We start from the raw sequence: 22,037 nt of genomic DNA, 5'->3' as shown, positions 1-22,037 counted from the left end.
AATTCCAGCCAAGGCTGTCCGACTGCAGTAGTTTTCAAGAGATGTTTTTCAGGGGCTGAACAGTCCTTCTTCCTTAGGGGTGAAACACCTTGGCCAAGATTCTCGTGGTTACATCCGGCAAGGGTGGTGTGGGTAAGACCACCACCAGCGCCGCTATCGGTACCGGCCTCGCTCTGCGCGGCCACAAAACAGTGATCGTCGACTTCGACGTGGGCTTGCGAAACCTTGACCTGATCATGGGTTGCGAGCGCCGCGTGGTGTATGACTTCGTCAACGTGGTCAACGGCGAAGCCAACCTGCAGCAGGCCCTGATCAAAGACAAGCGCCTGGAAAACCTCTATGTGCTGGCCGCCAGCCAGACCCGCGACAAAGACGCGCTGACCGTCGAAGGCGTGGAAAAAGTCCTGATGGAGCTCAAGGAACAATTCGAGTTCGTGGTCTGCGACTCCCCGGCGGGCATCGAGAAAGGCGCCCACCTGGCCATGTACTTCGCTGACGAAGCGATCGTCGTGACCAACCCGGAAGTGTCTTCGGTACGTGACTCGGACCGCATGCTCGGCCTGCTGGCCAGCAAATCCCGTCGCGCCGAACGTGGCGAAGACCCGATCAAGGAACACCTGCTGATCACCCGCTACCACCCGGAGCGCGTTGAAAAGGGCGAAATGCTCGGCGTCGAAGACGTCAAGGAAATCCTCTCGGTGACCCTGCTGGGCGTGATCCCGGAATCCCAGGCGGTGCTCAAGGCTTCCAACCAGGGCGTCCCGGTCATCCTCGACGACCAGAGCGATGCCGGCCAGGCCTACAGCGATACCGTCGACCGCCTGCTGGGCAAAGACAAAGCACACCGGTTCCTCGATGTCGAGAAGAAGGGATTCTTCGAGCGCCTGTTTGGAGGTAGGTAATGAACCTTTTTGACTTCTTTCGTGCCAACAAAAAGCCAAGCACTGCCTCGGTAGCGAAAGAGCGTCTACAGATCATCGTGGCGCATGAGCGCGGCCAGCGCAGCACGCCGGATTACCTGCCAGCCTTGCAGAAGGAACTGGTGGACGTGATCCGCAAGTACGTCAACATCGGCAACGACGACGTACATGTTGCACTGGAAAGCCAGGGCAGTTGCTCGATTCTGGAACTCAACATCACCCTGCCAGATCGCTGAGTCGATCCGGCAGGAACGACGGCGGCTCAGGGCCCTTCCGAAACCGGAAGGGCCCTGAGCCGCCGTTGGCATTTGTTACGAGGCTGTTTTAATGCCGCTGTCCAACATCCGCATCATCCATCAGGACGCCGCCGTGCTGGTGGTCGACAAACCGACCCTGCTGCTCTCGGTGCCCGGTCGCGCCGACGACAACAAGGACTGCCTGATCACCCGCCTGCAGGAAAACGGCTACCCGGAAGCACGCATCGTCCATCGCCTGGACTGGGAAACGTCGGGCATCATCCTGCTGGCCCGCGACGCGGACACCCACCGCGAACTGTCGCGGCAGTTTCACGACCGCGAAACCGAAAAGGCCTACACCGCCCTGGCCTGGGGTCAGCCGGAACTGGACAGCGGCAGCATCGATCTGCCGTTGCGCTACGACCCGCCGACCAAACCGCGCCACGTGGTCGATCACGAACATGGCAAACACGCCCTGACCTTCTGGCGCGTGCTGGAGCGTTGCGGCGACTGGTGCCGCGTCGAACTGACGCCAATCACCGGTCGTTCGCACCAGTTGCGCGTGCACATGCTGTCCATCGGTCATCCACTGCTCGGCGACGGGCTCTACGCTCACCCCCAAGCCCTCGCGGCCTGGCCACGCCTGTGCCTGCACGCCAGCATGCTCAGCTTCACCCACCCACAGTCCGGCGAACGCTTGCGCTTCGAATGCCCGGCTCCGTTTTAAGCACTGCCTGACTGGCAGTCGCCTGTTTTAAAGGATTTTGTTCCGGATGAGTTGTACTGATTCCCTGGCAACACCCGTCAAGAAGACCCGTCACCAACTGCTTTACCTGATTTACGGCAACCAGGATGTTTACCGGCGCGAAGCCAAATTCAGCATCCTGACCGCCCTCTCCCAGGCCAGGACCGGCAAACGCCCGGCGATCAGGATCCTCACTGACCGGCCGCAGGACTATGAAGGCTGGCCGGTCGATACCGTACTGCTCGACGAACCGACACTGACTCGCTGGCAGGGCCACAACGGCTATCACCACCGACGCAAGGCCTGCGCCATCGCCGCCGGCCTGCAACTGGCCGAAAAGACCTTGTTCGTCGACACCGACACCCTGTTCACCAGCGACCCCAATCGCCTGTTCCCGCACATCACTGCGCAGCAGTCGGTGATGGATCGCTTCGAATACGACTGGAAAGATGTCTTCGAGCGCGACGACTACCTGAAGCTCGGTCGCGATCTCGGTGCCCATGGCATCACCCCGGAAAACGGCTTCAAGCTCTACAACAGCGGGCTGTGTGGCGTGACCGACAGCGACGGGGCATTGTTCGAGCAGTCGATCCGCTTGATCGACGAATGGACGGCAGACGGTTTCCAGATCCATACCATCGAACAAGTCGCGCTGTCGTTCGCCATGCGCAAACGGCCGGTGGTCGAGGCCCGCAAATACGTCTATCACTACTTCGCGGAAAAACGCTTTTTCCACGCGATGCAGGCGTTCTTCTTTGCCCAGCACGGCGAGCAGTTCAGTCAGCGGCTGGTGGATCTGTGCAAGGACGTGCCGCGGGTCAAACCGTTCCCGTCCGCGTGGCAGCGTCTGAAAATCAAATGGAAGCTGCGCAACCAGAGCGGCACCCTGCGCAAGGTCGGTCGCGATCTGCTGTACGGCAGCGCAGCACCGGATCATCCGTACTATACCGCCTGCCGCCATGAATGGTGGGAATGTGCCTCGCGGGAGATTCTTCGCTGGGACAAGAGCCGTCAGAAAAAGCTCCTGAACCAGAGCAACTGGCCGCAACAACTGCCCCGCCCTGAAAAGCCTGAAGACGAAAAAGTCATCATGAGCTACCTGAAAAAACGCGTGGCCACCGCTCGCTGACGCGAGCGGCATATGTCATGTCCCAAGCATCAGGCCGATGCGTTAAACTCCCGCCCATTGCTGTCTGGAGCTTCTTATGCGCGAAGAGTTGAACCAAGGCCTGATCGACTTCCTCAAGGCCTCCCCTACCCCGTTCCACGCCACCGCCAGCCTTGTTCAACGCCTGGAGGCCGCCGGTTATGTACGCCTCGACGAGCGTGAGACCTGGCACACCGAAGCCAATGGCCGTTACTACGTCACCCGTAACGACTCCTCGATCATCGCGATCAAGATGGGCCGCAACTCCCCGCTGCACGACGGCATCCGTCTGGTCGGCGCCCACACCGACAGCCCGTGCCTGCGGGTCAAGCCGCAACCTGAACTGCAACGTCAGGGTTTCTGGCAACTCGGTGTCGAAGTCTACGGCGGCGCGCTGCTGGCGCCGTGGTTCGACCGCGACCTGTCTCTGGCCGGTCGCGTCACCTTCCGTCGCGACGGCAAGGTCGAGAGCCAATTGATCGACTTCAAGGCCCCGATCGCGATCATTCCCAACCTGGCGATTCACCTCAACCGTGAAGCCAACCAGGGCTGGGCCATTAACGCCCAGACCGAACTGCCGCCGATTCTCGCCCAGTTCGCCGGTGACGAACGCGTGGACTTTCGCGCAGTGCTCACCGATCAACTGGCCCGCGAACACGGGTTGAATGCCGACGTAGTGCTCGATTACGAGCTGAGCTTCTACGACACCCAGAGCGCAGCGGTCATCGGCCTGCACGGTGATTTCATCGCTGGCGCCCGACTCGACAACTTGTTGTCCTGCTATGCCGGTCTGCAAGCCCTGCTGACCGCCGACACCGAAGAAACCTGCGTGCTGGTGTGCAACGATCACGAAGAAGTCGGCTCCTGCTCCGCCTGCGGCGCCGACGGCCCGATGCTGGAACAGACCCTGCGCCGTCTGCTGCCGGAAGGTGACGAGTTCGTTCGCACCATTCAGAAATCCCTGCTGGTCTCGGCCGACAACGCCCACGGCGTACACCCGAACTACGCCGAGAAACACGACGCCAACCACGGCCCGAAACTCAACGCCGGCCCGGTGATCAAGGTCAACAGCAACCAGCGCTACGCCACCAACAGCGAAACCGCCGGTTTCTTCCGTCACCTGTGCATGGCCGAAGAAGTGCCGGTACAAAGCTTCGTGGTGCGCAGCGACATGGGCTGCGGCTCGACCATCGGCCCGATCACCGCCAGTCATCTGGGCGTGCGCACCGTCGACATCGGCCTGCCGACCTTCGCCATGCACTCGATCCGCGAACTGTGCGGCAGCCATGACCTGGCCCATCTGGTGAAAGTGCTGAGCGCCTTCTACGCCAGTCGAGAACTGCCGTAACCAACGGGAGATCGCAGCCTCACGCTGCGATCTCCTGCCCTGCGAAACCGGCTCATTTCTGATACACATCACCACCGGTCGGCAAAAAGCGACCTAGACTTAAATCATCCTCTTCGACAAGGCTGTCGCCATGATCTCGATGTCTGCGTTCCACTCCATGCTCATTCCGATCCTGTCCGGAATGATTCTGCTGGCGATCGGCTTCAACTTCCGCGACAAGAACGCCGGAGTATTCGCCATGTGGATCGGCATGCTGATGATCCTGGCCACCGTGGTCTACAAGATCCTGGCCAAACTCAACGAATAAATCCGCGCCCGGCTCGCATTGATTCTGGCGGACTCGTACACTCGCCCGATCCGCCCCTTGCGAGGTTGACCGCCTAGTGTTCGCTCGTTTCTTTGCCCTGCCCTGCCTCTTCCTTGTCTGCCTGATGACGCTCCTGCCGTCGGCGCCTGCCCAGGCGGTGAGTCTGCCCGGCCTGCTCAATGGTTCGAACAAGGCGCAACCTGAAGCCCAGGAACCGCTTGGCCAATCCCTCGACGAAGTCATCAAGTCTCTGGAAAACGATCAGCAGCGCAGCCAATTGCTGAGCGACCTGAAAAAACTGCGCGACGCCACGAAAAAAGCCCAGGCCACCCCGGAAGAAGGCGTGCTGGGCCTGATCGGCGGCACCCTGGCCAATTTCGAAAAACAGTTCACCGGCAGCGACAGCCCGCTCAATCGCTGGTCCACCGAATTCGAACTGGCCAAGGATGAACTGTCCGCACTGATGATGCCGGCCAGTGAATGGCTGCCGATCATCTTCGGCTTCGCCGTGATCCTGATGGTCTGGAGCCTGCTGGCCGCCGCGCTGATCTGGCTCGGTCACCGGGTGCGCATGCGTTTCGGCCTGACCGAAGAACTGCCGCAACACCCCCGGGCCCTCGACATGCTGCGCTTCGCCCTGCGCAAGCTCGGGCCCTGGATGATCGCGCTGGTCATCACGGTTTACATGAGCTACGCACTGCCATCGTCCCTGGGCAAAAGCCTGGCGATGGTCCTGGCCTACGCACTGGTGGTCGGCACCTGTTTCTCGGCGATCTGCGTGATCGCCTTTTCCGTACTCGACGGCCCGCACCGCCACCGCGCGTTGTACATACTGCGCCATCAGGCGTTCCGCCCGCTGTGGCTGATCGGTAGCTTCGCCGCATTCGGCGAAGCACTGAACGATCCGCGCCTGGTGGCGGGTCTGGGTGTACACCTGGCTCACACCGCCGCCACCGTCACCAATGTGCTGGCGGCGCTCTCGACCGGCCTGTTCATCCTGCGCTTTCGCCGCCCCATCGCCCACCTGATCCGCAACCAGCCACTGTCCCGCCGCCTGACCCGCCGCGCCCTCAGCGACACCATCGAAATCCTCGGCACCTTCTGGTACGTGCCGGCGCTGGTGTTGGTGGGCATTTCCCTGTTCGCCACCTTCGTCTCCGCCGGCGACACCAGCACGGCCTTGCGCCAGTCGCTGATCTGCACCGTGCTGCTGGTGTTGTGCATGGTGATCAACGGCCTCGTCCGCCGCCACGCCCTCAAACCCCAACGCGGGCCGAAACGCCACGCGCTGTATTCCGAGCGCCTGAAAAGCTTCTTCTACACCCTCGCCCATTTACTGGTATGGCTGGCGTTCATCGAACTGGGCCTGAGGGTCTGGGGCATGTCGTTGATCGGCTTCACCGAAGGCGAAGGCCACGACATCAGCGTCAAACTGTTCAGCCTGATCGGCACACTGATCTTCGCCTGGCTGATCTGGATCCTCAGCGACACCGCCGTCCACCACGCCCTCACCCGCTCACGCAAAGGCCTGGCCAACGCCCGCGCGCAAACCATGATGCCGCTGATCCGCAACGTGCTGTTCGTGGCGATCTTCATCATCGCCCTGATCGTCGCGCTGGCGAACATGGGTATGAACGTCACGCCCCTGCTGGCCGGTGCCGGCGTGATCGGCCTGGCCATCGGCTTCGGCGCCCAGTCGCTGGTGGCCGACCTCATCACCGGCCTGTTCATCATCATCGAAGACTCCCTGGCCATCGACGACTACGTCGACGTCGGCGGGCACCTGGGCACCGTCGAAGGCCTGACCATCCGCACCGTACGCCTGCGGGACATCGACGGCATCGTCCACACCATCCCGTTCAGCGAAATCAAAAGCATCAAGAACTACTCCCGGGAATTCGGCTACGCGATCTTCCGCGTAGCGGTGCCGTTCAACATGAACATCGACGAAGCCATCAAACTGATGCGCGAAGTCGGCCAGAAAATGCGCACCGACCCGCTGCAGCGCCGCAACATCTGGTCGCCACTGGAGATTCAGGGGGTGGAAAGTTTTGAATCGGGTAATGCGATATTGCGCGCCCGGTTCAAGACCGCACCGATCAAACAGTGGGAAGTTTCACGGGCGTTCAACCTGTCGCTGAAACGGCATCTGGATGAAGCCGGCCTGGATCTGGCGACGCCGAGGATGAACGTCCAAGTGATCACCGCAGGCGGTGGTGGCCAAACTCAAGAATAGATCCGGCGAATCTGATCGACTTCCGGCCGCCATCGCTGGCAAGCTAACTCCCACCACTCACCACGATGAGCGTTAGCTCGAGTAAAGCTTTTGATCTTTTGGCCCCATCGGAAGGCTGAGTGGAGGGATTTATCCGGGGGTGGGAGCGCAGCGACCGTGCGGCGCAGCCGCATGCATCGAGAGGAGGTGCAGCGAAGCAAACCGTAGGCGATGCCCCCGGATGAATCCCGGAACGAAGGAACACCGAGCCTCAGCGAGGTGCCGAACGCAGGGGCCCAGCGTTTTGGTTACTTTGGGGCGTTTGCCAAAGTGACTCGCCGTAAGGGCGAAACCGTCAGCGGCAGCACCCGAAGCAACGGATATTCACCCAAAACAACCCAAAACCTGGTCGGCCCAGAGGCCGCCAAGGTCAAACCACATCAACCCCCACGTGAATCGCATCATGCCGCCAAAACTCCAGATCACAATCAATCAACCGCCCGGCCTGATCATAATTAACCCTAGCAATCCTCAACCCCGGACTCCCCACCGAAACCCGTAAAGCCGCCGCCGCATCCACCGACAACGACGTAGGCACAATCTCGAACCGCACCCGCCCATAGTGCAAATCGTAATGCCGCGCATAAAGCTCGGTAATCGACTGATTCAAATCAAACTCCAGAATCCCCGGGAAAAACTGCGGATTCAGATAATGCTCCACATACAACACCAGCCGCCCATCGATCCGCCGCGACCGGCAAATCTGAATCACGCTCGACAACGCCGGCAACTGTAACCACGCACAGACCGCCGCTGACGCCGGTTGCAGCCGCGCCGAAATCACCTCGGTCGACGGCACCCGCCCCTGCGCACTGACCATCGCGTGAAAGTGACTGCGCTGCATCAGGTTGTAAGCCAGACGCGGCGGCGACACGAACCAGCCCCGACGTTCCTCGCGATAAATCTGGCCTTGCGCCTCCAGTTGCAACAACGCTTCACGCACCGTAATCCGCGTCGTGCCGAACAACTCGCTGAGCTTGCGCTCCGCCGGCAGCTTGCTCCCCGCCGCGAGCAACCCATGGTCGAGTTGTTCCTGAAGGATCTGGCCAATGGCTGTCACCGCTTTTGTTGCCTCATCGCGCATCAACGTTACCTATCTGGACTAGACCAGCACTGTTTCGGGGCAAAAACCGCACAGCTATTTCGCCGTTTGGTCGTGTTGCAAGCCTAGGCAGTGCAGATGACCGAGAGATGACAAAACTACCGAACGGTCGCCCTGACAACTTGCAATACATCGGCCAAGTCCCTTGCCCACCGGGACTTTGCGGGTGGTCTACGCTTACCGGGCAGCCGTCGATACCGGCGGAATAAAACGCGGATCGGGTATCCGCCGACATCAAAGTGTCATCCAGCCCCCCTACATTGGCTCAGGTATTGCTGACCTAGACCAACACAAACCGCAATCGCAGCGTTGAACACGACCAAGGAGCTTCGGAATGAAACAGCTTTTCCTGGCAACACTGTTAGGCTCGACCATTGCCATGTGCACCGCCGCCATGGCGGCTGACGATCTGAAAACCCTCGAAGCCGCTGCGAAAGCGGAAGGCGCCGTCAACAGCGTCGGCATGCCCGATGACTGGGCCAACTGGAAAGGCACCTGGGAAGACCTGGCCAAGAAATACGGCCTGAAACACATCGATACCGATATGAGTTCGGCCCAGGAAATCGCCAAGTTCGCGGCTGAAAAAGATAACGCCACTGCCGACATCGGCGACGTCGGCGCGGCTTTCGGCCCGATCGCAGTCAAGCAAGGCGTGGTGCAACCGTACAAGCCGACCACCTGGGACCAAGTGCCGGACTGGGCCAAGGACAAGGACGGCAACTGGGCACTGGCCTACACCGGTACCATCGCCTTCATCGTCAACAAGAAACTGCTGCACGGCTCCGAAGTGCCGACCAAATGGGCTGACCTCAAGGGCGGCAAGTACAAGGTCTCCATCGGTGACGTGAGCACTGCCGCGCAAGCTGCCAACGGCGTACTCGCCGCTGCGCTGGCCAACGGCGGCGACGAGAAAAATCTCCAGCCTGCCCTGCTGCTGTTCGCAGACATCGCCAAGCAGGGTCGCCTGTCGATGGCCAACCCGACCATCGCCACCATGGAAAAAGGCGAGATCGAAGTCGGCGTGGTCTGGGATTTCAACGGCCTGAGCTACAAGGCCAAGATGGCCAACCCGGATGACTACGTGGTGCTGATCCCGTCCGACGGCTCGGTGATTTCCGGCTACACCACCATCATCAACAAATACGCGAAGAACCCGAACGCCGCCAAGCTGACCCGCGAATACATCTTCAGCGACGCCGGCCAGACCAACCTCGCCCGCGGCAACGCCCGCCCGATCCGCGCCGAGCACCTGACATTGCCGGAAGACGTGAAAGCCAAGCTGCTGCCGAACGAGCAGTACAAGAAGGTCACGCCGATCAAGGACGCCGATGCGTGGGAAAAAACCTCCAAGGCCCTGCCGCAGGAGTGGAACGAAAAAGTCATCGTAGAAATGAAGTAAAGCGGCTGATCACCCTTTTGTGATCTGTTGAAGATCCAAATGTGGGAGCGGGCTTGCTCGCGAAGGCGTCTTGTCAGTCGACATCAATGTTGAATGATCTACCGCTTTCGCGAGCAAGCCCGCTCCCACAAGGGATTGGGTTGATTTCGAGATATTTGAACTTCGCGGAGTTTTTGCCCCTATGAAGCAAACTGTCATCCTTGTCGTGCTCGACGGCCTCAACTACGAGGTCGCGTGTCACGCCATGGGGCATCTGCAGGCTTACGTTGGCGCAGGACGCGCCGCGCTCTACCAGTTGGAGTGCGAGCTGCCGGCCCTGTCCCGACCGCTTTACGAATGCATCCTCACGGGCGTACCGCCGATCGACAGCGGCATCGTCCACAACAACGTCTCGCGCCTGTCCAGTCAGCGCAGCATCTATCACTACGCCCGCGATGCCGGTCTGAAAACCGCTGCCGCGGCTTACCACTGGGTCAGCGAGCTGTACAACCGCTCGCCGTTCGTGGCCGCCAGAGATCGTCATACCGACGACCCGGCGCTACCGATCCAGCACGGCCACTTCTACTGGAACGATCACTATCCGGACTCGCACCTGTTCGCCGACGCCGAAAACCTGCGCCTGCGCCATGCTCCGGACTTTCTGCTGATCCATCCGATGAACATCGACGACGCCGGGCACAAGCACGGCCTCGACACCCCGCAATACCGCAACAGTGCCCGCAGCGCCGACATCATCCTCGCCGACTACCTGCAAGGCTGGCTCGACGCCGGCTGCCAGGTGCTGGTGACCGCCGACCATGGCATGAACAACGACCGCTCGCACAACGGCCTGCTGCCGGAAGAACGCCAGGTACCGCTGTTCGTGTTCGGTGATGCCTTCAGCCTGAACAGCGAAGCTTCACCGAAGCAGACCGACATCTGCGGCACGGTCTGCGAGCTGCTCGGCGTACCTCACGACAAACCTGTGTGCCGGGAGTTGCTCAAGTGAACTCAATGATTCGCGGCAAATGGCTGGCCGCCCTGTGCCTGGTGCCTTTCGCGCTGTTCTTTATCGTGTTCGAAATTGCCCCGCTGATCTGGGTGATGATCAACAGCCTGCAATCGGAAGAATTCGGCTGGGGGTTCGCCAACTTCAGCAAGATCTTCAATTCGAAGTTCTATCTGCAGGCGATCCAGTACAGCCTCGAAATCAGCTTCTGGTCGAGCGTATTCGGCATCATCATCGCGGTGCTGGGCGCCTACTCCCTGCGCCGGGTCGATTCGAAGCTGCGCAACTTCGTCAACGCCTTCGCCAACATGACCAGCAATTTCGCCGGCGTGCCTCTGGCCTTTGCGTTCATCATCCTGCTCGGCTTCAACGGCAGCATCACGATCATGCTGAAGCAGGCCGGAATCATTCAGGATTTCAACCTGTACTCGAAAACCGGGCTGATCATCCTTTACACCTACTTCCAGATTCCCCTCGGCGTGTTGCTGCTGTACCCGGCATTCGACGCCCTGCGTGAAGACTGGCGCGAATCCGCCGCACTGCTCGGCGCCGACAGCTGGCAGTTCTGGCGCCACATCGGCCTGCCGGTACTGACCCCGGCCCTGCTCGGCACCTTCGTGATCCTGCTGGCCAACGCCCTCGGCGCCTACGCCACGGTCTACGCGCTGACCACCGGCAACTTCAACGTATTGCCGATCCGGATTGCGGCGATGGTCTCCGGTGACATTTCCCTCGACCCGAACCTGGCCAGCGCCCTGGCCGTGGTGCTGGTGGCGCTGATGACCCTGGTGACTGTCGTGCATCAACTGCTGTTGAAGAGGAGCTACCATGTCTCGCGCTGAATCCGGCCCGGCCGGCGTCTACCACCGCGTCGTGGTCTATCTGTTGTTCGCCATCCTGCTGCTGCCGCTGGTGGGCACGCTGATCTACTCGATTGCCAGCAGTTGGTCGGCCACCATCCTGCCCAGCGGTTTCACCCTCAAGTGGTACATCCAGTTGTGGAGCGATCCGCGCTTTCTGCACGCCTTCGGCCAGTCGCTGCTGGTGTGCGTCGGGGCGCTGATCCTCTCGGTGGTGCTGATCCTGCCGCTGCTGTTCGTGGTGCATTACCACTTCCCGAAACTCGATGCGCTGATGAACATCCTGATCCTGCTGCCTTTCGCGGTGCCGCCGGTGGTGTCGTCGGTGGGGCTGTTACAGCTCTACGGTTCCGGGCCGTTCGCGATGGTCGGCACACCCTGGATCCTTATCGGTTGCTACTTCACCGTGGCGTTGCCGTTCATGTACCGGGCGATCACCAACAACCTGCAAGCGATCAACCTGCGCGACCTGATGGACGCCGCCCAACTGCTCGGCGCCAGTACCTTTCAGGCAGCATTCCTGGTGGTGTTGCCGAACTTGCGCAAGGGCCTGATGGTCGCGTTGCTGTTGTCGTTCTCGTTCCTGTTCGGTGAGTTCGTGTTCGCCAATATCCTGGTCGGCACCCGTTACGAAACCCTGCAGGTCTACCTCAACAACATGCGCAACAGCAGCGGTCACTTCACCAGTGCCTTGGTGATTTCCTACTTCTTTTTCGTGCTGGTCCTGACCTGGGTCGCCAACATCTTGAACAAGGACAAAAGCGAATGAGCTATGTCAGCGTCCAACACCTTCAGAAAAACTACGCCGGCACCACAGTGTTCAGCGACATCAACTGCGAAATCCGGAAAGGTGAATTCGTCACCCTGCTCGGCCCGTCCGGTTGCGGCAAATCCACCCTGTTGCGTTGCATCGCCGGCCTGACGCCGGTGGATGGCGGCAAGATACTGCTCGATGGCGTCGACATCGTGCCGCTCACCCCGCAAAAGCGCGGGATCGGCATGGTGTTCCAGAGCTATGCGCTGTTTCCCAACATGACCGTGGAGCAGAACGTCGCCTTTGGTCTGCGCATGCAGAAGGTCAACCCGGACGACAGCCACAAGCGCGTCGCCGAAGCATTGAAACTGGTTGAACTTAATGACTTCGCCAGTCGTTATCCGCATCAACTCTCCGGTGGTCAGTGCCAACGTGTCGCCCTCGCCCGCTCGCTGGTGACGCGTCCGCGCCTGTTGCTGCTGGATGAGCCGCTGTCGGCTCTTGATGCGCGGATTCGCAAACATCTGCGTGAACAGATCCGTCAGATCCAGCGTGAACTCGGCCTAACCACGATTTTCGTCACACACGATCAGGAAGAAGCACTGACCATGTCTGACCGGATTTTCCTGATGAACCAGGGAAAAATCGTACAAAGCGGCGATGCCGAAACCCTCTACACCGCACCGGTCGACGTGTTTGCCGCCGGCTTCATCGGCAACTACAACCTGCTCGATGCCGAGAGCGCCTCGAAGCTGTTGCAGCGGCCGGTCAACCATCGCATCGCGATTCGTCCGGAGGCCATCGAACTGAGCCTGAACGGCGAACTCGATGCACAGATTCGCAGCCACAGCCTGCTGGGCAACGTGATCCGCTACCGCGTCGAAGCCCGGGGCGTGGAACTGGTGGTGGATGTGCTCAACCGTTCGGCGGCGGATCTGCATCCCGACGGTCAGCGCCTGGCACTTTCCATCGATCCCACCGCCCTGTGTGAGGTAGCCTGATGACTTTGCTGACACCCAAGAGGGAACTGAACTGATGGCTCTGGCAATTTTTGATCTGGACGACACCCTGATCCACGGCGACTGCGCCACGCTCTGGAGCGAGCAGATGGGGCGCCTGGGCTGGGTCGATCCCGAGTCGTTCATGCGCAGGAACAACGAGCTGATGGACGCCTACAGCCATGGCAAGTTGCGCATGGAGGACTACATGGAGTTCAGCCTCGAACCGCTGATCGGCCGTACCCCGGAAGAAGTCGAGCATCTGGTCGGGCCGTGGGTGGAAGACTTCATCGAGCCGATCATCTTCAGCGACGCGACCAAGATCATCGCCGCGCACCGCAAGGCCGGCGACCGGATTCTGGTGATCTCGGCCTCGGGGACGCACCTGGTCAAGCCGATTGCCGATCGATTGGGCATCGATGAGATTCTGGGTATCGAACTGGAAGTGGCGCATGGCGTGTACAGCGGCCAGACCGTGGGCACCCTGACCTACCGCGAAGGCAAGATCACCCGCTTGCTGGAATGGCTGGATGCAGAAGAAGAAAACCTTGAAGGCGCAAGTTTCTATTCTGACTCACGCAATGATCTGCCACTGTTGCTGAAAGTGGATTATCCGCATGTGGTCAATCCGGATCCGGTATTGCGCGAGCAGGCCGAGAAATCCGGGTGGCCGATTCATCTCTGGAAGTAAGCGATTGCCTTGTGGGAGCTGGCCTGCTCCCACAAGCATCCATGATCAGCTCAGGCTGTCGTCGATCACCAGCACCAGCTTCCCGGCTACCGTGTTGCTCGCCAGCTCGGCAAATGCCGCCTCGGCATCCTTGATCGCAAAGGTCTTGGCCAGTTGAGGCTTCAGGCGCCCCTCGGAAAACAGTGGCCACACGTGCTGGCTCAGATCGCTGAACAGATCGGCCTTGAACTGATCGTCACGGCTGCGCAGGGTCGAGCCCAGCAGTTGCACGCGCTTGGCCAGCACCTGGGCCAGATCCAGTTTTGCCTCGCGGCCGCCCATCAGACCGATCAGTACCCAGCGTCCATCCTGAGCCATCAGCTTCAGGTTCAGCGCCGAATAATGGCCGCCGACCGGATCCAGAATCACATCGAACGGCCCGAAATCCCGCAGGCTTTCCAGATCATCAGTGCGCACCACGCCGCCCTGAGCACCCAGCGCTTCACAGTAAGCCAGGCGCTCGGCCGAACCGACGCTCACCCAGCATGGATTGCCAAACGCCTTGCACAGTTGAATGGCGGCAGAACCGATGCCGCTGGCGCCGGCATGCAGCAGAACTTTCTCACCCGGTTTGAGCGCAGCGAGTTGAAACACATTCAGCCAGACGGTCGCGTAAACCTCGGGCAACGCTGCGGCTTCGATCAGCGATACACCTTCCGGAACCGGCAACACATGCCGCCCGTCGACGACCACTTCTTCGGCCATCCCGCCCCCGGCCAGCAAGGCGCAGACCCGATCACCGACCTGCCACGACGAGCCGGCGCCGACCTCGCTGATCACCCCGGAACATTCAAGACCCAGTACTTGACTGGCACCCGGTGGCGGTGGATAAAGCCCCGCCTTCTGTAATAAATCCGCGCGATTGAGGCCCGCTGCCGCCACCCGGATGCGAACTTGTCCTACATCGCACGTAGGACTTGGTTCATCAACCCATGCCACTTGACCTTCAACGCCTTGCAATGCCTTCACAGTGCCTCCATAGTGAGTCTGGACTGAGCCCGAAGCTGTAGCGCCGGGCTTTTTGCATTATGCGACCGGCCCTGGGGTCTGAACGATCGCTGAACAGCAATGATCGTACAGAGCGCAGAGGTACCGGCGACTTCAAAGACGGCCTAATATGCGTTATCAATTGTCCCCGCGTCGAATCAGCATGAAGCATTTGCTCCCCAGCACCGCCCTCGCTCTTTTCATCGGTATCGGCCTCTTGCCGGTGTCGGGCAGTACATTCGCAGCCAACAGCTGGGACAAGTTGCAGCCTGATCGCGATGAAGTGATCGCCAGTCTGAACGTCGTCGAGTTGCTCAAGCGCCACCATTACAGCAAGCCGCCGCTCGACGATGCGCGCTCGGTGATCATCTACGACAGCTACATCAAGCTGCTCGACCCGTCGCGCAGCTATTTCATGGCCAGCGACATCGCCGAATTCGACAAGTGGAAGACCCAGTTCGACGACTTCCTCAAGAGCGGCGACCTCAACGCCGGTTTCACCATCTACAAGCGCTATCTGGACCGCGTGAAGGCGCGTCTGGACTTCGCCCTTGCCGAGCTGAACAAAGGCGTCGACAAGATGGACTTCACCACCCATGAAACCTTGCTGATCGATCGCAAGGACGCCCCGTGGCTCAAGTCCACCGCCGAACTCGATGACCTGTGGCGCAAACGCGTCAAGGACGAAGTGCTGCGACAGAAGATCGCCGGCAAAGAGCCGAAGCAGATCCAGGAAACCCTGACCAAGCGCTACAAGAACCAGTTGGCGCGTCTGGACCAGACCCGTGCCGAAGACATCTTCCAGGCGTACATCAACACCTTCGCCATGTCTTACGATCCGCACACCAACTACCTGTCGCCGGATAACGCGGAAAACTTCGACATCAACATGAGCCTGTCCCTCGAGGGCATCGGCGCCGTGTTGCAAAGCGACAACGATCAGGTGAAAGTCGTGCGTCTGGTGCCGGCAGGCCCGGCCGACAAGACCAAACAGGTTGCACCGGCGGACAAGATCATCGGCGTTGCCCAGGGCAACAAAGAGATGGTCGACGTAGTAGGCTGGCGCCTGGACGAAGTGGTCAAGCTGATCCGTGGTCCGAAAGGCACCGTGGTCCGTCTGGAAGTCATCCCGGCCAGCAATGCGCCGAACGACCAGACCAGCAAGATCGTGCCAATCACCCGTGAAGCGGTGAAGCTCGAAGACCAGGCCGTGAAGAAATCCATCCTGAGCCTCAAACAGGACGGCAAGGACTACAAGCTCGGCGTGATCGAGATTCCGGCCTTCTACCTGGACTTCAAGGCGTTCCGTGCCGGTGATCCGGATTACAAGAGCACCACTCGCGACGTCAAGAAGCTGCTGACCGAGTTGCAGAAAGAGAAAGTCGACGGCGTGGTCATCGACCTGCGCAACAACGGCGGCGGTTCCCTGCAGGAAGCCACCGAGCTGACCAGCCTGTTCATCGACAAGGGCCCTACCGTACTCGTGCGTAACGCCGATGGCCGGGTCGACGTGCTGGAAGACGAAAACCCGGGTGCGTTCTACAAAGGCCCGATGGCGCTGCTGGTCAACCGCCTGTCCGCCTCGGCTTCGGAAATCTTCGCCGGCGCCATGCAGGACTACCACCGCGCGCTGATCATCGGTGGCCAGACCTTCGGCAAAGGCACTGTGCAGACGATCCAGCCGCTGAACCATGGCGAACTGAAACTGACCCTGGCCAAGTTCTACCGGGTTTCCGGTCAGAGCACCCAGCATCAGGGCGTACTGCCGGACATCGACTACCCGTCGATCATCGACACCAAGGAAATCGGCGAGAGCGCCCTGCCGGAAGCCATGCCATGGGACACCATCCGCGCGGCGATCAAACCGGCGAGCGATCCGTTCAAGCCGTTCCTGGCCCAGCTGAAATCCGAGCATGACACCCGTTCTGCCAAGGACGCGGAGTTCGTGTTCATCCGCGACAAGCTGGCCCTGGCGCAGAAGCTGCTGGAAGAAAAAACCGTCAGCCTCAATGAAGCCGAACGCCGTGCCCAGCACGCCGACATCGACGCCAAGCAACTGGCGATGGAGAACATCCGTCGCAAGGCCAAAGGCGAAGAACCGCTCAAAGAGCTGAAGAAAGAAGACGAAGACGCTCTGGCAGCCGCCGAGCCGGACAAGGTCAAACCGGAAGACGACGCCTACTTGAGCGAGACCGGGCGCGTGCTGCTGGATTACTTGAAGCTGAGCAATCAGGTGGCCAAGAAGTAAGGTGATGGCAATTTAATGCTGACGATCCCCGGATCGTCATCAAACAGTCATCATTCTGTCGTGCAATAAAGGACTGGGAGCGGTTCTCTTCATCGAGAGCGCTCCCAGTCCTTTTTTATCGCCAGAGATTGCCATGACCACGACCGAACAGCTGAGTGCCTTGAGCTCGATCCTGACTCAAAGCGGTTTGCACAGCCTGTTCCAACCGATCATTTGCCTCTCCGAACGACGCATTCTTGGCTATGAAGCCTTGACTCGCGGTCCTTCCAACAGCCCGCTGCACTCCCCTATCGCCCTGTTCGCCGTGGCCCGTCAGGCCGGACGCTTGAGCGAACTGGAAATCGCCTGCCGCCATAGCGCCTGCCGCCGTTTCAACGAACAGCAATTGCCGGGCAAGCTGTTTCTCAACGTCTCTCCCGAATCCCTGCTCGAAGCCGCGCACCAGCCGGGGCGCACGCTGCGGCTGCTTCAGGATTTTGGTATTCCGCCGAGCCAAGTGGTGATCGAACTCACCGAACAGACGCCGATCGATGATTTCCAGTTGCTGCAAACTGCGCTGCATCACTATCGGGCGATGGGGTTTTCCATTGCGCTGGACGATCTCGGGGCGGGTTATTCAAGTCTGCGCCTTTGGTCGGAGCTGCGTCCCGACTACGTGAAAATCGACCGGCACTTTATCGACGGTATTCACCAGGACGCATTGAAGCGCGAGTTCGTCGGATCGATCCTGCAAATCGCCAAGGCCTCCCGGGCCCAGGTGATTGCCGAAGGCATCGAACTGCCGGAAGAGTTGGCGGTGCTGACCGAGATGGGTGTGGATCTGGTCCAGGGCTATCTGCTCGGGCGCCCTCAGGAACACCCACCACGCGATGCCCGGGCCTTGATGCCCAAACACGACAGCAGCGCCGTTGCGCTGAACGATGAAGGCAGCGACCTCAGCGCCCTGCTCAACGACCAACCGGCCGTGAATCGCGACACGCCGACCGCCACCGTACTTGAGGCCTTCCGCCGCCAGGCCAACCTGAACTCGCTGGCGGTACTCGACGAACTGGGTCAGCCGTGCGGCATCGTTCATCGTCACTCGTTGTCCGATGCGTTGCTCAAGCCGTTCGCCACCGACCTCTTCGCCCGCAAACCGATCAGCCGCTTGATGAACGACGACTTCCTCGCCGTGGAAATGAGCCAGTCGCTGCAACAGGTCAGCCGCCTGATCACCAGCCGCGCCCGGCAACGCATCGAAGAAGATTTCATCATCACCCTCAACGGCGGTTACCTGGGCCTGGGCCGGGTGATTGACGTGCTCAAACTGATTACCGAACTGAAAATCCAGCAGGCCCGTTATGCCAATCCGCTGACCTTGCTGCCGGGGAACGTGCCGATTCAGCAATGTTTGACTCGCCTTCTGCAACAGGGGCGGGAATCGGTGATCTGCTACGTCGACATCGACAGCTTCAAACCCTTTAACGATATCTATGGGTATGGGCGTGGGGATGAGGTGTTGCTGTGTCTGGCGCAATGCCTCAACGAGCGCGTCGACCCGTCCCGTGATTTCGTCGGGCATATCGGGGGAGATGATTTCCTGTTGGTGCTCGGTCCGGAGGATTGGCGCAAACGGCTCAATCAATTGCTTGATGATTTCCAGAGCCAATGCCGACGGTTTTATCGCCCCGAACACCTCGAGGCTGGGTGTTTTGTTGCGCCGAACCGCCAGGGTATTCGTCACGAGTTTCCGTTGTTGTCACTGTCCATCGGAGTCGTCCATTTGCATCCTGAAGCGTGTGCGCAATTGGATGCGAGTCAGTTGGCGGAGATGGCGTCGCAAGCGAAGCATCATGCGAAGAATGTTCCGGGGTACAGCGTGCATTTGATTGATAGCCTTGCCGCTCCCAACCTTCATTCTCCGCAACTAATCGGTCAACGCTGAGCCCCAGACTACATCCACCGTGGAATCAGGGCTGCACGCGAAGGGTAGGTTAACGCAACTAACTAGTTACCTTGACACCAATTCAGCAAAAAACTAACAACATCTATTGTTTATTTTCATAAAAACAGTCGTACTCACCATATGGATCTATCCTCACTCGCTGCGAGTTCAAGGTCTTCCCTCCAGACATCTCTCGCCAAACGGTAGACCTCCTTAAAAAAACAACGCGAACTGTCTAACGAATACCACTCACCTCTAGGCCAACTACACGTTTCGCACTCGTCTATTTCAAAAAGACTACTAAAATCATAGTTTGAATCACCTAACGCCGCTTCTAAGGCCTCAACCAAAACCAGCTTATGCCTATATGATAGGTATGGCAGGTTCAGACAGTACTTCCTGATGAGAATCTCTCTATCCTCAGGAACATTCGGATTATATACACCGAGCTCTAGGCCTCGAGTCTCCTCTCGATCATAAACATCAAAAACGCCAATAAACCAAGTAAATCTTGGTTCGAAGCGCTCATTCATATACGGATCTTTCAACATCATCTTTTCTCCGACGGGAAGCCAGTAAATGGCTCCTGCGTGTTCGTCCTATCAAACTTAACTTCAAACCAGTTCATATTTTCATTCAAAATCGGATTTTGCGGATCTGAACTCTTCGGCCTATACCCCCGCCCTGCCCCAGGCAATTCAAATCTAACTATAGGAATATCATTCTGATCCCTTCCCGTATGCATGATTAAGCCATTTTTATCCCTAGCCATCGCCTTGTTTAATGCACCCAAATGCATTCGCCAGTTATGAAACTGTGAGCTTGGATTTCCTCTGGGCGGTGTTGGAGTGACGCCAGTGTGAGGATCAGTACCATCGATGGCTCGCTGCTTAACCGCCCTATCAGGAATTTCAGAGCTATGTTTTTTGACGGTGTGCATACCATAACGGTCTTCATATTCAGTTACCCGTCGCTTGGCGTTTTCCTCGGCTACCTCATCAATCCTCGCCCGCCGCTCCTGTGCTGTCATCTTTGGCAGAGGGGGCGCCCCCTCTTCGACGACCACTCGACCGGCTTCGTATCGCATTGGACGGCGCGGGGTCGGCGGTGGGCAAGAACAGCTCAACCCCAACGGATCCACCCACCCCGTCGGATTCGGCACGTACTGATACTGATTCAGCCCCCCAGCCAGCTTCACCGGATCCGGCGTCAGGTACCGCCCAACGTCCGGGTCGTAATAACGATGCCGGTTGTAATGCAGCCCGCTTTCGTCATCGAAGTACTGCCCCTGAAAGCGCAGCGGCTGGTCCAGGTAGTCCTCGGTCGCGAGCTCCAGCGAGGTGACCTTGCCGTAGGCGCTGTATTTGGCTGACCAGACGATGTCGCCGCTGTAGTCGGTCAACTCCTGCGGGGTGCCGAGGTGGTCGAGCTGGTAGTAGAACGGGCAGGCGCGTTTCGGGCCTTTGCCGTCGAGCATCGCCAGCGGACGAAAGGTGCCGGGTTCGTAGATGAAGCTGCGGTGCTGTTCCTGGCTGCTTTCGGCGATCAGGTGCTCGCCTTGCCAGAAAAACTCGGTGGTCTGGCCGTCGACGGTCTTGCGGATGCGCCGGCCGAAGGCGTCGTATTGGTAGGTGGCGGTGGTGCCGTCAGGGCGGGTCAGGCCGATCAGGCGGTGCTGGCTGTCGTAGCGGTATGCAGTGACGAGTTGCTGCGCGCGGCCGCGGCGTTCGCGGATCAGGTTGCCGAAGGCGTCGTAGTCATAGTGGCGGTCGCCCTGCATCAGCAGGCGATTGCCTTTGATGCTGGTCGGGCCCGGCCGGTCCTGCATCAGCAGGTTGCCGGCCGGGTCGTGGGCGAAGTTTTCCGGCAGGTCGTCGCGGGTGTGACGTACGCGGATCAAGCGGTTGAGGGCGTCGTACTGGTAGCTGCGCTGGCCGTGGCGGGTGTCGGCGATGTGTTCGAGGTTGCCGTTGGCGCTGTAGGCAAAATCGCGGCGGTACAGCGCGCTGCGTTGATGGCCTACGGCGTGGGCGCTTAAGCGGCCCTGTTCGTCGTAGGAATATTCGCTGAGCAGCAGGCCTTGCTGGCGCTGCTGCTCGCGGCCGTTCTGGCAGGTGTGGCGGGTGAGCAAGGCGCCGTTGAGGTCGATCGCGGTCAGCGCGCCGCCCTTGGCGTAGTGGTAATCGAGCTTGCTGTTGTCCGGCAGACGCAGGCGAGTGAGCTGGCCGCAGGCGTCGTAGGTGTAACGCAAGGTGCCCCAGCCCTGATGCTCACGCACCAGGCGGTCCTGCAGGTCGTACTCGAAGGCCAGCGGGTGATCCTGGCCGTCATCCACGCCGACCAAACGGCCCAAACGATCATAGCGGTAGCTGACCTCGACCCCGTCCGGCAGGGTCTTGAGCAGCAGGCGTCCGGCGCTGTCGCGTTGATAGCCGGTGACCAGCGTCGAGCCGTCGTCGCCGAACTCGGTCTTTTCCAGCAGATGACCGTTGCGGTCGTAGGCGTAGGCGGTGCGCCGGCCATCGAAGCCGGTTTCCTGTCGGATCAGTCCGGTCGGCGTGTAGTCCAGCCGGTACTTTTCGCACGACTCGTTCTCGATTTCCGTGAGCAACAGCTGCGCATGGTCGTAGCGGTATTGAATCCGCGTGCCGTCGGGGTTGATCCGCCGGCTGACCAGGTGCAGGTCGTTGTCATATTCGTAACGGGTGATGCGCCCCAGTTCATCGCGTTCGGCGGTGACCTGGCCGTAGGCGCTGTAGGACCAGGCACGGGTGGCACCGGTCGGCGAGGTGGTCTGGATCAGCCGGCCGACGGCGTCCCACACATGGCGGGTGATCGCGCCATGTTCGTCCTGCGCAGTAATCCGCCGCCCCAACGCATCGTAGGAAAACTTCCGAACCCCGCCGTCCGGCAGACTTTCCTCGACCAGTTGCCCAAGGTCATTCCACACGAACACATGCCGACCCGAATCCGGATAACGGATCGACAGCAACCGCCCCTGCGGGTCGTAGTGGTAATGGGTGACATGGCCGTCGGGATCGACCGCTTCGGTGACGTCGCCCTGGGCGT

Annotated in this window: 19 protein-coding genes; 15 read left to right on the top strand and 4 right to left on the bottom strand. The window is 59.9% G+C overall.

Annotated elements, in window-relative coordinates; all coding sequences use genetic code 11:
- Positions 1-89: 89 nt before the first annotated feature.
- The 7 genes from minD (at position 90) to J5M72_RS26030 (ending at position 6,939) form a co-directional block, all read left to right on the top strand.
- The gene (gene minD, locus J5M72_RS26060) at positions 90-902 is read left to right on the top strand and encodes a septum site-determining protein MinD (protein ID WP_096822931.1); all 813 of its coding nucleotides are present in this window, start codon (positions 90-92) and stop codon (positions 900-902) included.
- Entirely contained in the window at positions 902-1,156 is a 255-nt protein-coding gene (gene minE, locus J5M72_RS26055) for a cell division topological specificity factor MinE (protein WP_003223146.1), read from the top strand. Before minD ends, minE begins: the two co-directional genes overlap by 1 nt.
- Before the next feature lie 91 nt (positions 1,157-1,247).
- Complete coding sequence (locus tag J5M72_RS26050) at positions 1,248-1,883, top strand: RluA family pseudouridine synthase (RefSeq protein WP_169429506.1); 636 nt, start codon at positions 1,248-1,250, stop codon at positions 1,881-1,883.
- 46 nt (positions 1,884-1,929) lie between these two features.
- Positions 1,930-3,030, top strand: coding sequence for a hypothetical protein (locus J5M72_RS26045; RefSeq protein WP_169429505.1), 1,101 nt, complete (start codon positions 1,930-1,932; stop codon positions 3,028-3,030).
- A gap of 76 nt (positions 3,031-3,106) precedes the next feature.
- On the top strand, positions 3,107-4,396 hold the full coding sequence (locus tag J5M72_RS26040; RefSeq protein ID WP_207867730.1) for a M18 family aminopeptidase: 1,290 nt from the start codon (positions 3,107-3,109) through the stop codon (positions 4,394-4,396).
- Positions 4,397-4,526: 130 nt separating this feature from the next.
- Positions 4,527-4,703, top strand: a complete 177-nt coding sequence (locus tag J5M72_RS26035; protein ID WP_169429504.1) for a hypothetical protein — start codon at positions 4,527-4,529, stop codon at positions 4,701-4,703.
- Positions 4,704-4,779: 76 nt separating this feature from the next.
- Entirely contained in the window at positions 4,780-6,939 is a 2,160-nt protein-coding gene (locus J5M72_RS26030) for a mechanosensitive ion channel family protein (RefSeq protein WP_169429503.1), read from the top strand.
- Positions 6,940-7,348: 409 nt separating this feature from the next.
- On the opposite strand, the gene J5M72_RS26025 is transcribed toward J5M72_RS26030, so the two are convergent.
- Positions 7,349-8,062 carry a UTRA domain-containing protein gene (locus tag J5M72_RS26025; RefSeq protein ID WP_085701120.1) on the bottom strand — a complete coding sequence of 238 codons (714 nt, stop codon included), beginning with the start codon at positions 8,060-8,062 and terminating at the stop codon, positions 7,349-7,351.
- Positions 8,063-8,414: 352 nt separating this feature from the next.
- On the opposite strand from J5M72_RS26025, the gene J5M72_RS26020 reads away from it, so the two are divergent.
- From J5M72_RS26020 to J5M72_RS25995, 6 genes are all read left to right on the top strand, one after another.
- Complete coding sequence (locus tag J5M72_RS26020; protein ID WP_169429502.1) at positions 8,415-9,479, top strand: ABC transporter substrate-binding protein; 1,065 nt, start codon at positions 8,415-8,417, stop codon at positions 9,477-9,479.
- A 181-nt stretch (positions 9,480-9,660) separates the two neighbouring features.
- The gene (locus J5M72_RS26015) at positions 9,661-10,467 is read left to right on the top strand and encodes an alkaline phosphatase family protein (RefSeq protein WP_169429501.1); all 807 of its coding nucleotides are present in this window, start codon (positions 9,661-9,663) and stop codon (positions 10,465-10,467) included.
- A 5-nt stretch (positions 10,468-10,472) separates the two neighbouring features.
- Positions 10,473-11,309, top strand: a complete 837-nt coding sequence (locus J5M72_RS26010) for an ABC transporter permease subunit (protein ID WP_207867756.1) — start codon at positions 10,473-10,475, stop codon at positions 11,307-11,309.
- Positions 11,296-12,096: an ABC transporter permease gene (locus tag J5M72_RS26005; RefSeq protein WP_064378700.1), complete on the top strand. Its 801-nt coding sequence runs from the start codon at positions 11,296-11,298 to the stop codon at positions 12,094-12,096. The genes J5M72_RS26010 and J5M72_RS26005 overlap by 14 nt, the downstream gene beginning before the upstream one ends.
- A complete protein-coding gene (locus J5M72_RS26000) occupies positions 12,093-13,082 on the top strand; it encodes an ABC transporter ATP-binding protein (RefSeq protein ID WP_207867729.1) in 990 nt (329 codons plus the stop codon). Before J5M72_RS26005 ends, J5M72_RS26000 begins: the two co-directional genes overlap by 4 nt.
- A 34-nt stretch (positions 13,083-13,116) precedes the next feature.
- Positions 13,117-13,770: an HAD family hydrolase gene (locus tag J5M72_RS25995; RefSeq protein ID WP_169429498.1), complete on the top strand. Its 654-nt coding sequence runs from the start codon at positions 13,117-13,119 to the stop codon at positions 13,768-13,770.
- A 45-nt stretch (positions 13,771-13,815) separates the two neighbouring features.
- Here J5M72_RS25995 and J5M72_RS25990 read toward each other — a convergent pair whose 3' ends face one another.
- Positions 13,816-14,778: a zinc-binding dehydrogenase gene (locus tag J5M72_RS25990; protein WP_169429497.1), complete on the bottom strand. Its 963-nt coding sequence runs from the start codon at positions 14,776-14,778 to the stop codon at positions 13,816-13,818.
- A 181-nt stretch (positions 14,779-14,959) separates the two neighbouring features.
- Between J5M72_RS25990 and J5M72_RS25985 the strand changes: the two genes are divergently transcribed.
- Positions 14,960-17,044 carry a carboxy terminal-processing peptidase gene (locus tag J5M72_RS25985; protein WP_169429496.1) on the top strand — a complete coding sequence of 695 codons (2,085 nt, stop codon included), beginning with the start codon at positions 14,960-14,962 and terminating at the stop codon, positions 17,042-17,044.
- A 133-nt stretch (positions 17,045-17,177) separates the two neighbouring features.
- On the top strand, positions 17,178-18,968 hold the full coding sequence (locus tag J5M72_RS25980; RefSeq protein WP_207867728.1) for a bifunctional diguanylate cyclase/phosphodiesterase: 1,791 nt from the start codon (positions 17,178-17,180) through the stop codon (positions 18,966-18,968).
- A 134-nt stretch (positions 18,969-19,102) separates the two neighbouring features.
- Here J5M72_RS25980 and J5M72_RS25975 read toward each other — a convergent pair whose 3' ends face one another.
- Positions 19,103-19,501 carry a hypothetical protein gene (locus J5M72_RS25975; RefSeq protein ID WP_243433498.1) on the bottom strand — a complete coding sequence of 133 codons (399 nt, stop codon included), beginning with the start codon at positions 19,499-19,501 and terminating at the stop codon, positions 19,103-19,105.
- A 17-nt stretch (positions 19,502-19,518) separates the two neighbouring features.
- Positions 19,519-22,037 (bottom strand): RHS repeat-associated core domain-containing protein (locus tag J5M72_RS25970; protein WP_207867726.1); only part of this gene is annotated, 2,519 nt, incomplete at its 5' end.

Source organism: Pseudomonas sp. 58(2021), from assembly GCF_017491585.1.
Lineage (GTDB): Bacteria > Pseudomonadota > Gammaproteobacteria > Pseudomonadales > Pseudomonadaceae > Aquipseudomonas > Aquipseudomonas fluorescens_BT.
The sequence above is the reverse complement of the archived record's forward strand: the minus strand, read 5'-3'. Positions and strand labels throughout refer to the sequence as shown.

Bases quoted from the DNA above. Each gene is read 5' to 3' on its own strand.
- J5M72_RS26025 (WP_085701120.1), bottom strand. From the start codon at position 8,062: ATGCGCGATGAGGCAACAAAAGCGGTGACAGCCATTGGCCAGATCCTT.
- J5M72_RS25995 (WP_169429498.1), top strand. From the start codon at position 13,117: ATGGCTCTGGCAATTTTTGATCTGGACGACACCCTGATCCACGGCGAC.
- J5M72_RS26000 (WP_207867729.1), top strand. From the start codon at position 12,093: ATGAGCTATGTCAGCGTCCAACACCTTCAGAAAAACTACGCCGGCACC.
- J5M72_RS26035 (WP_169429504.1), top strand. From the start codon at position 4,527: ATGATCTCGATGTCTGCGTTCCACTCCATGCTCATTCCGATCCTGTCC.
- J5M72_RS25975 (WP_243433498.1), bottom strand. From the start codon at position 19,501: ATGAATGAGCGCTTCGAACCAAGATTTACTTGGTTTATTGGCGTTTTT.
- J5M72_RS26010 (WP_207867756.1), top strand. From the start codon at position 10,473: ATGATTCGCGGCAAATGGCTGGCCGCCCTGTGCCTGGTGCCTTTCGCG.
- J5M72_RS26050 (WP_169429506.1), top strand. From the start codon at position 1,248: ATGCCGCTGTCCAACATCCGCATCATCCATCAGGACGCCGCCGTGCTG.
- minE (WP_003223146.1), top strand. From the start codon at position 902: ATGAACCTTTTTGACTTCTTTCGTGCCAACAAAAAGCCAAGCACTGCC.
- J5M72_RS26015 (WP_169429501.1), top strand. From the start codon at position 9,661: ATGAAGCAAACTGTCATCCTTGTCGTGCTCGACGGCCTCAACTACGAG.
- J5M72_RS25985 (WP_169429496.1), top strand. From the start codon at position 14,960: ATGAAGCATTTGCTCCCCAGCACCGCCCTCGCTCTTTTCATCGGTATC.
- J5M72_RS26040 (WP_207867730.1), top strand. From the start codon at position 3,107: ATGCGCGAAGAGTTGAACCAAGGCCTGATCGACTTCCTCAAGGCCTCC.
- J5M72_RS26020 (WP_169429502.1), top strand. From the start codon at position 8,415: ATGAAACAGCTTTTCCTGGCAACACTGTTAGGCTCGACCATTGCCATG.
- J5M72_RS26045 (WP_169429505.1), top strand. From the start codon at position 1,930: ATGAGTTGTACTGATTCCCTGGCAACACCCGTCAAGAAGACCCGTCAC.
- J5M72_RS26005 (WP_064378700.1), top strand. From the start codon at position 11,296: ATGTCTCGCGCTGAATCCGGCCCGGCCGGCGTCTACCACCGCGTCGTG.
- J5M72_RS25980 (WP_207867728.1), top strand. From the start codon at position 17,178: ATGACCACGACCGAACAGCTGAGTGCCTTGAGCTCGATCCTGACTCAA.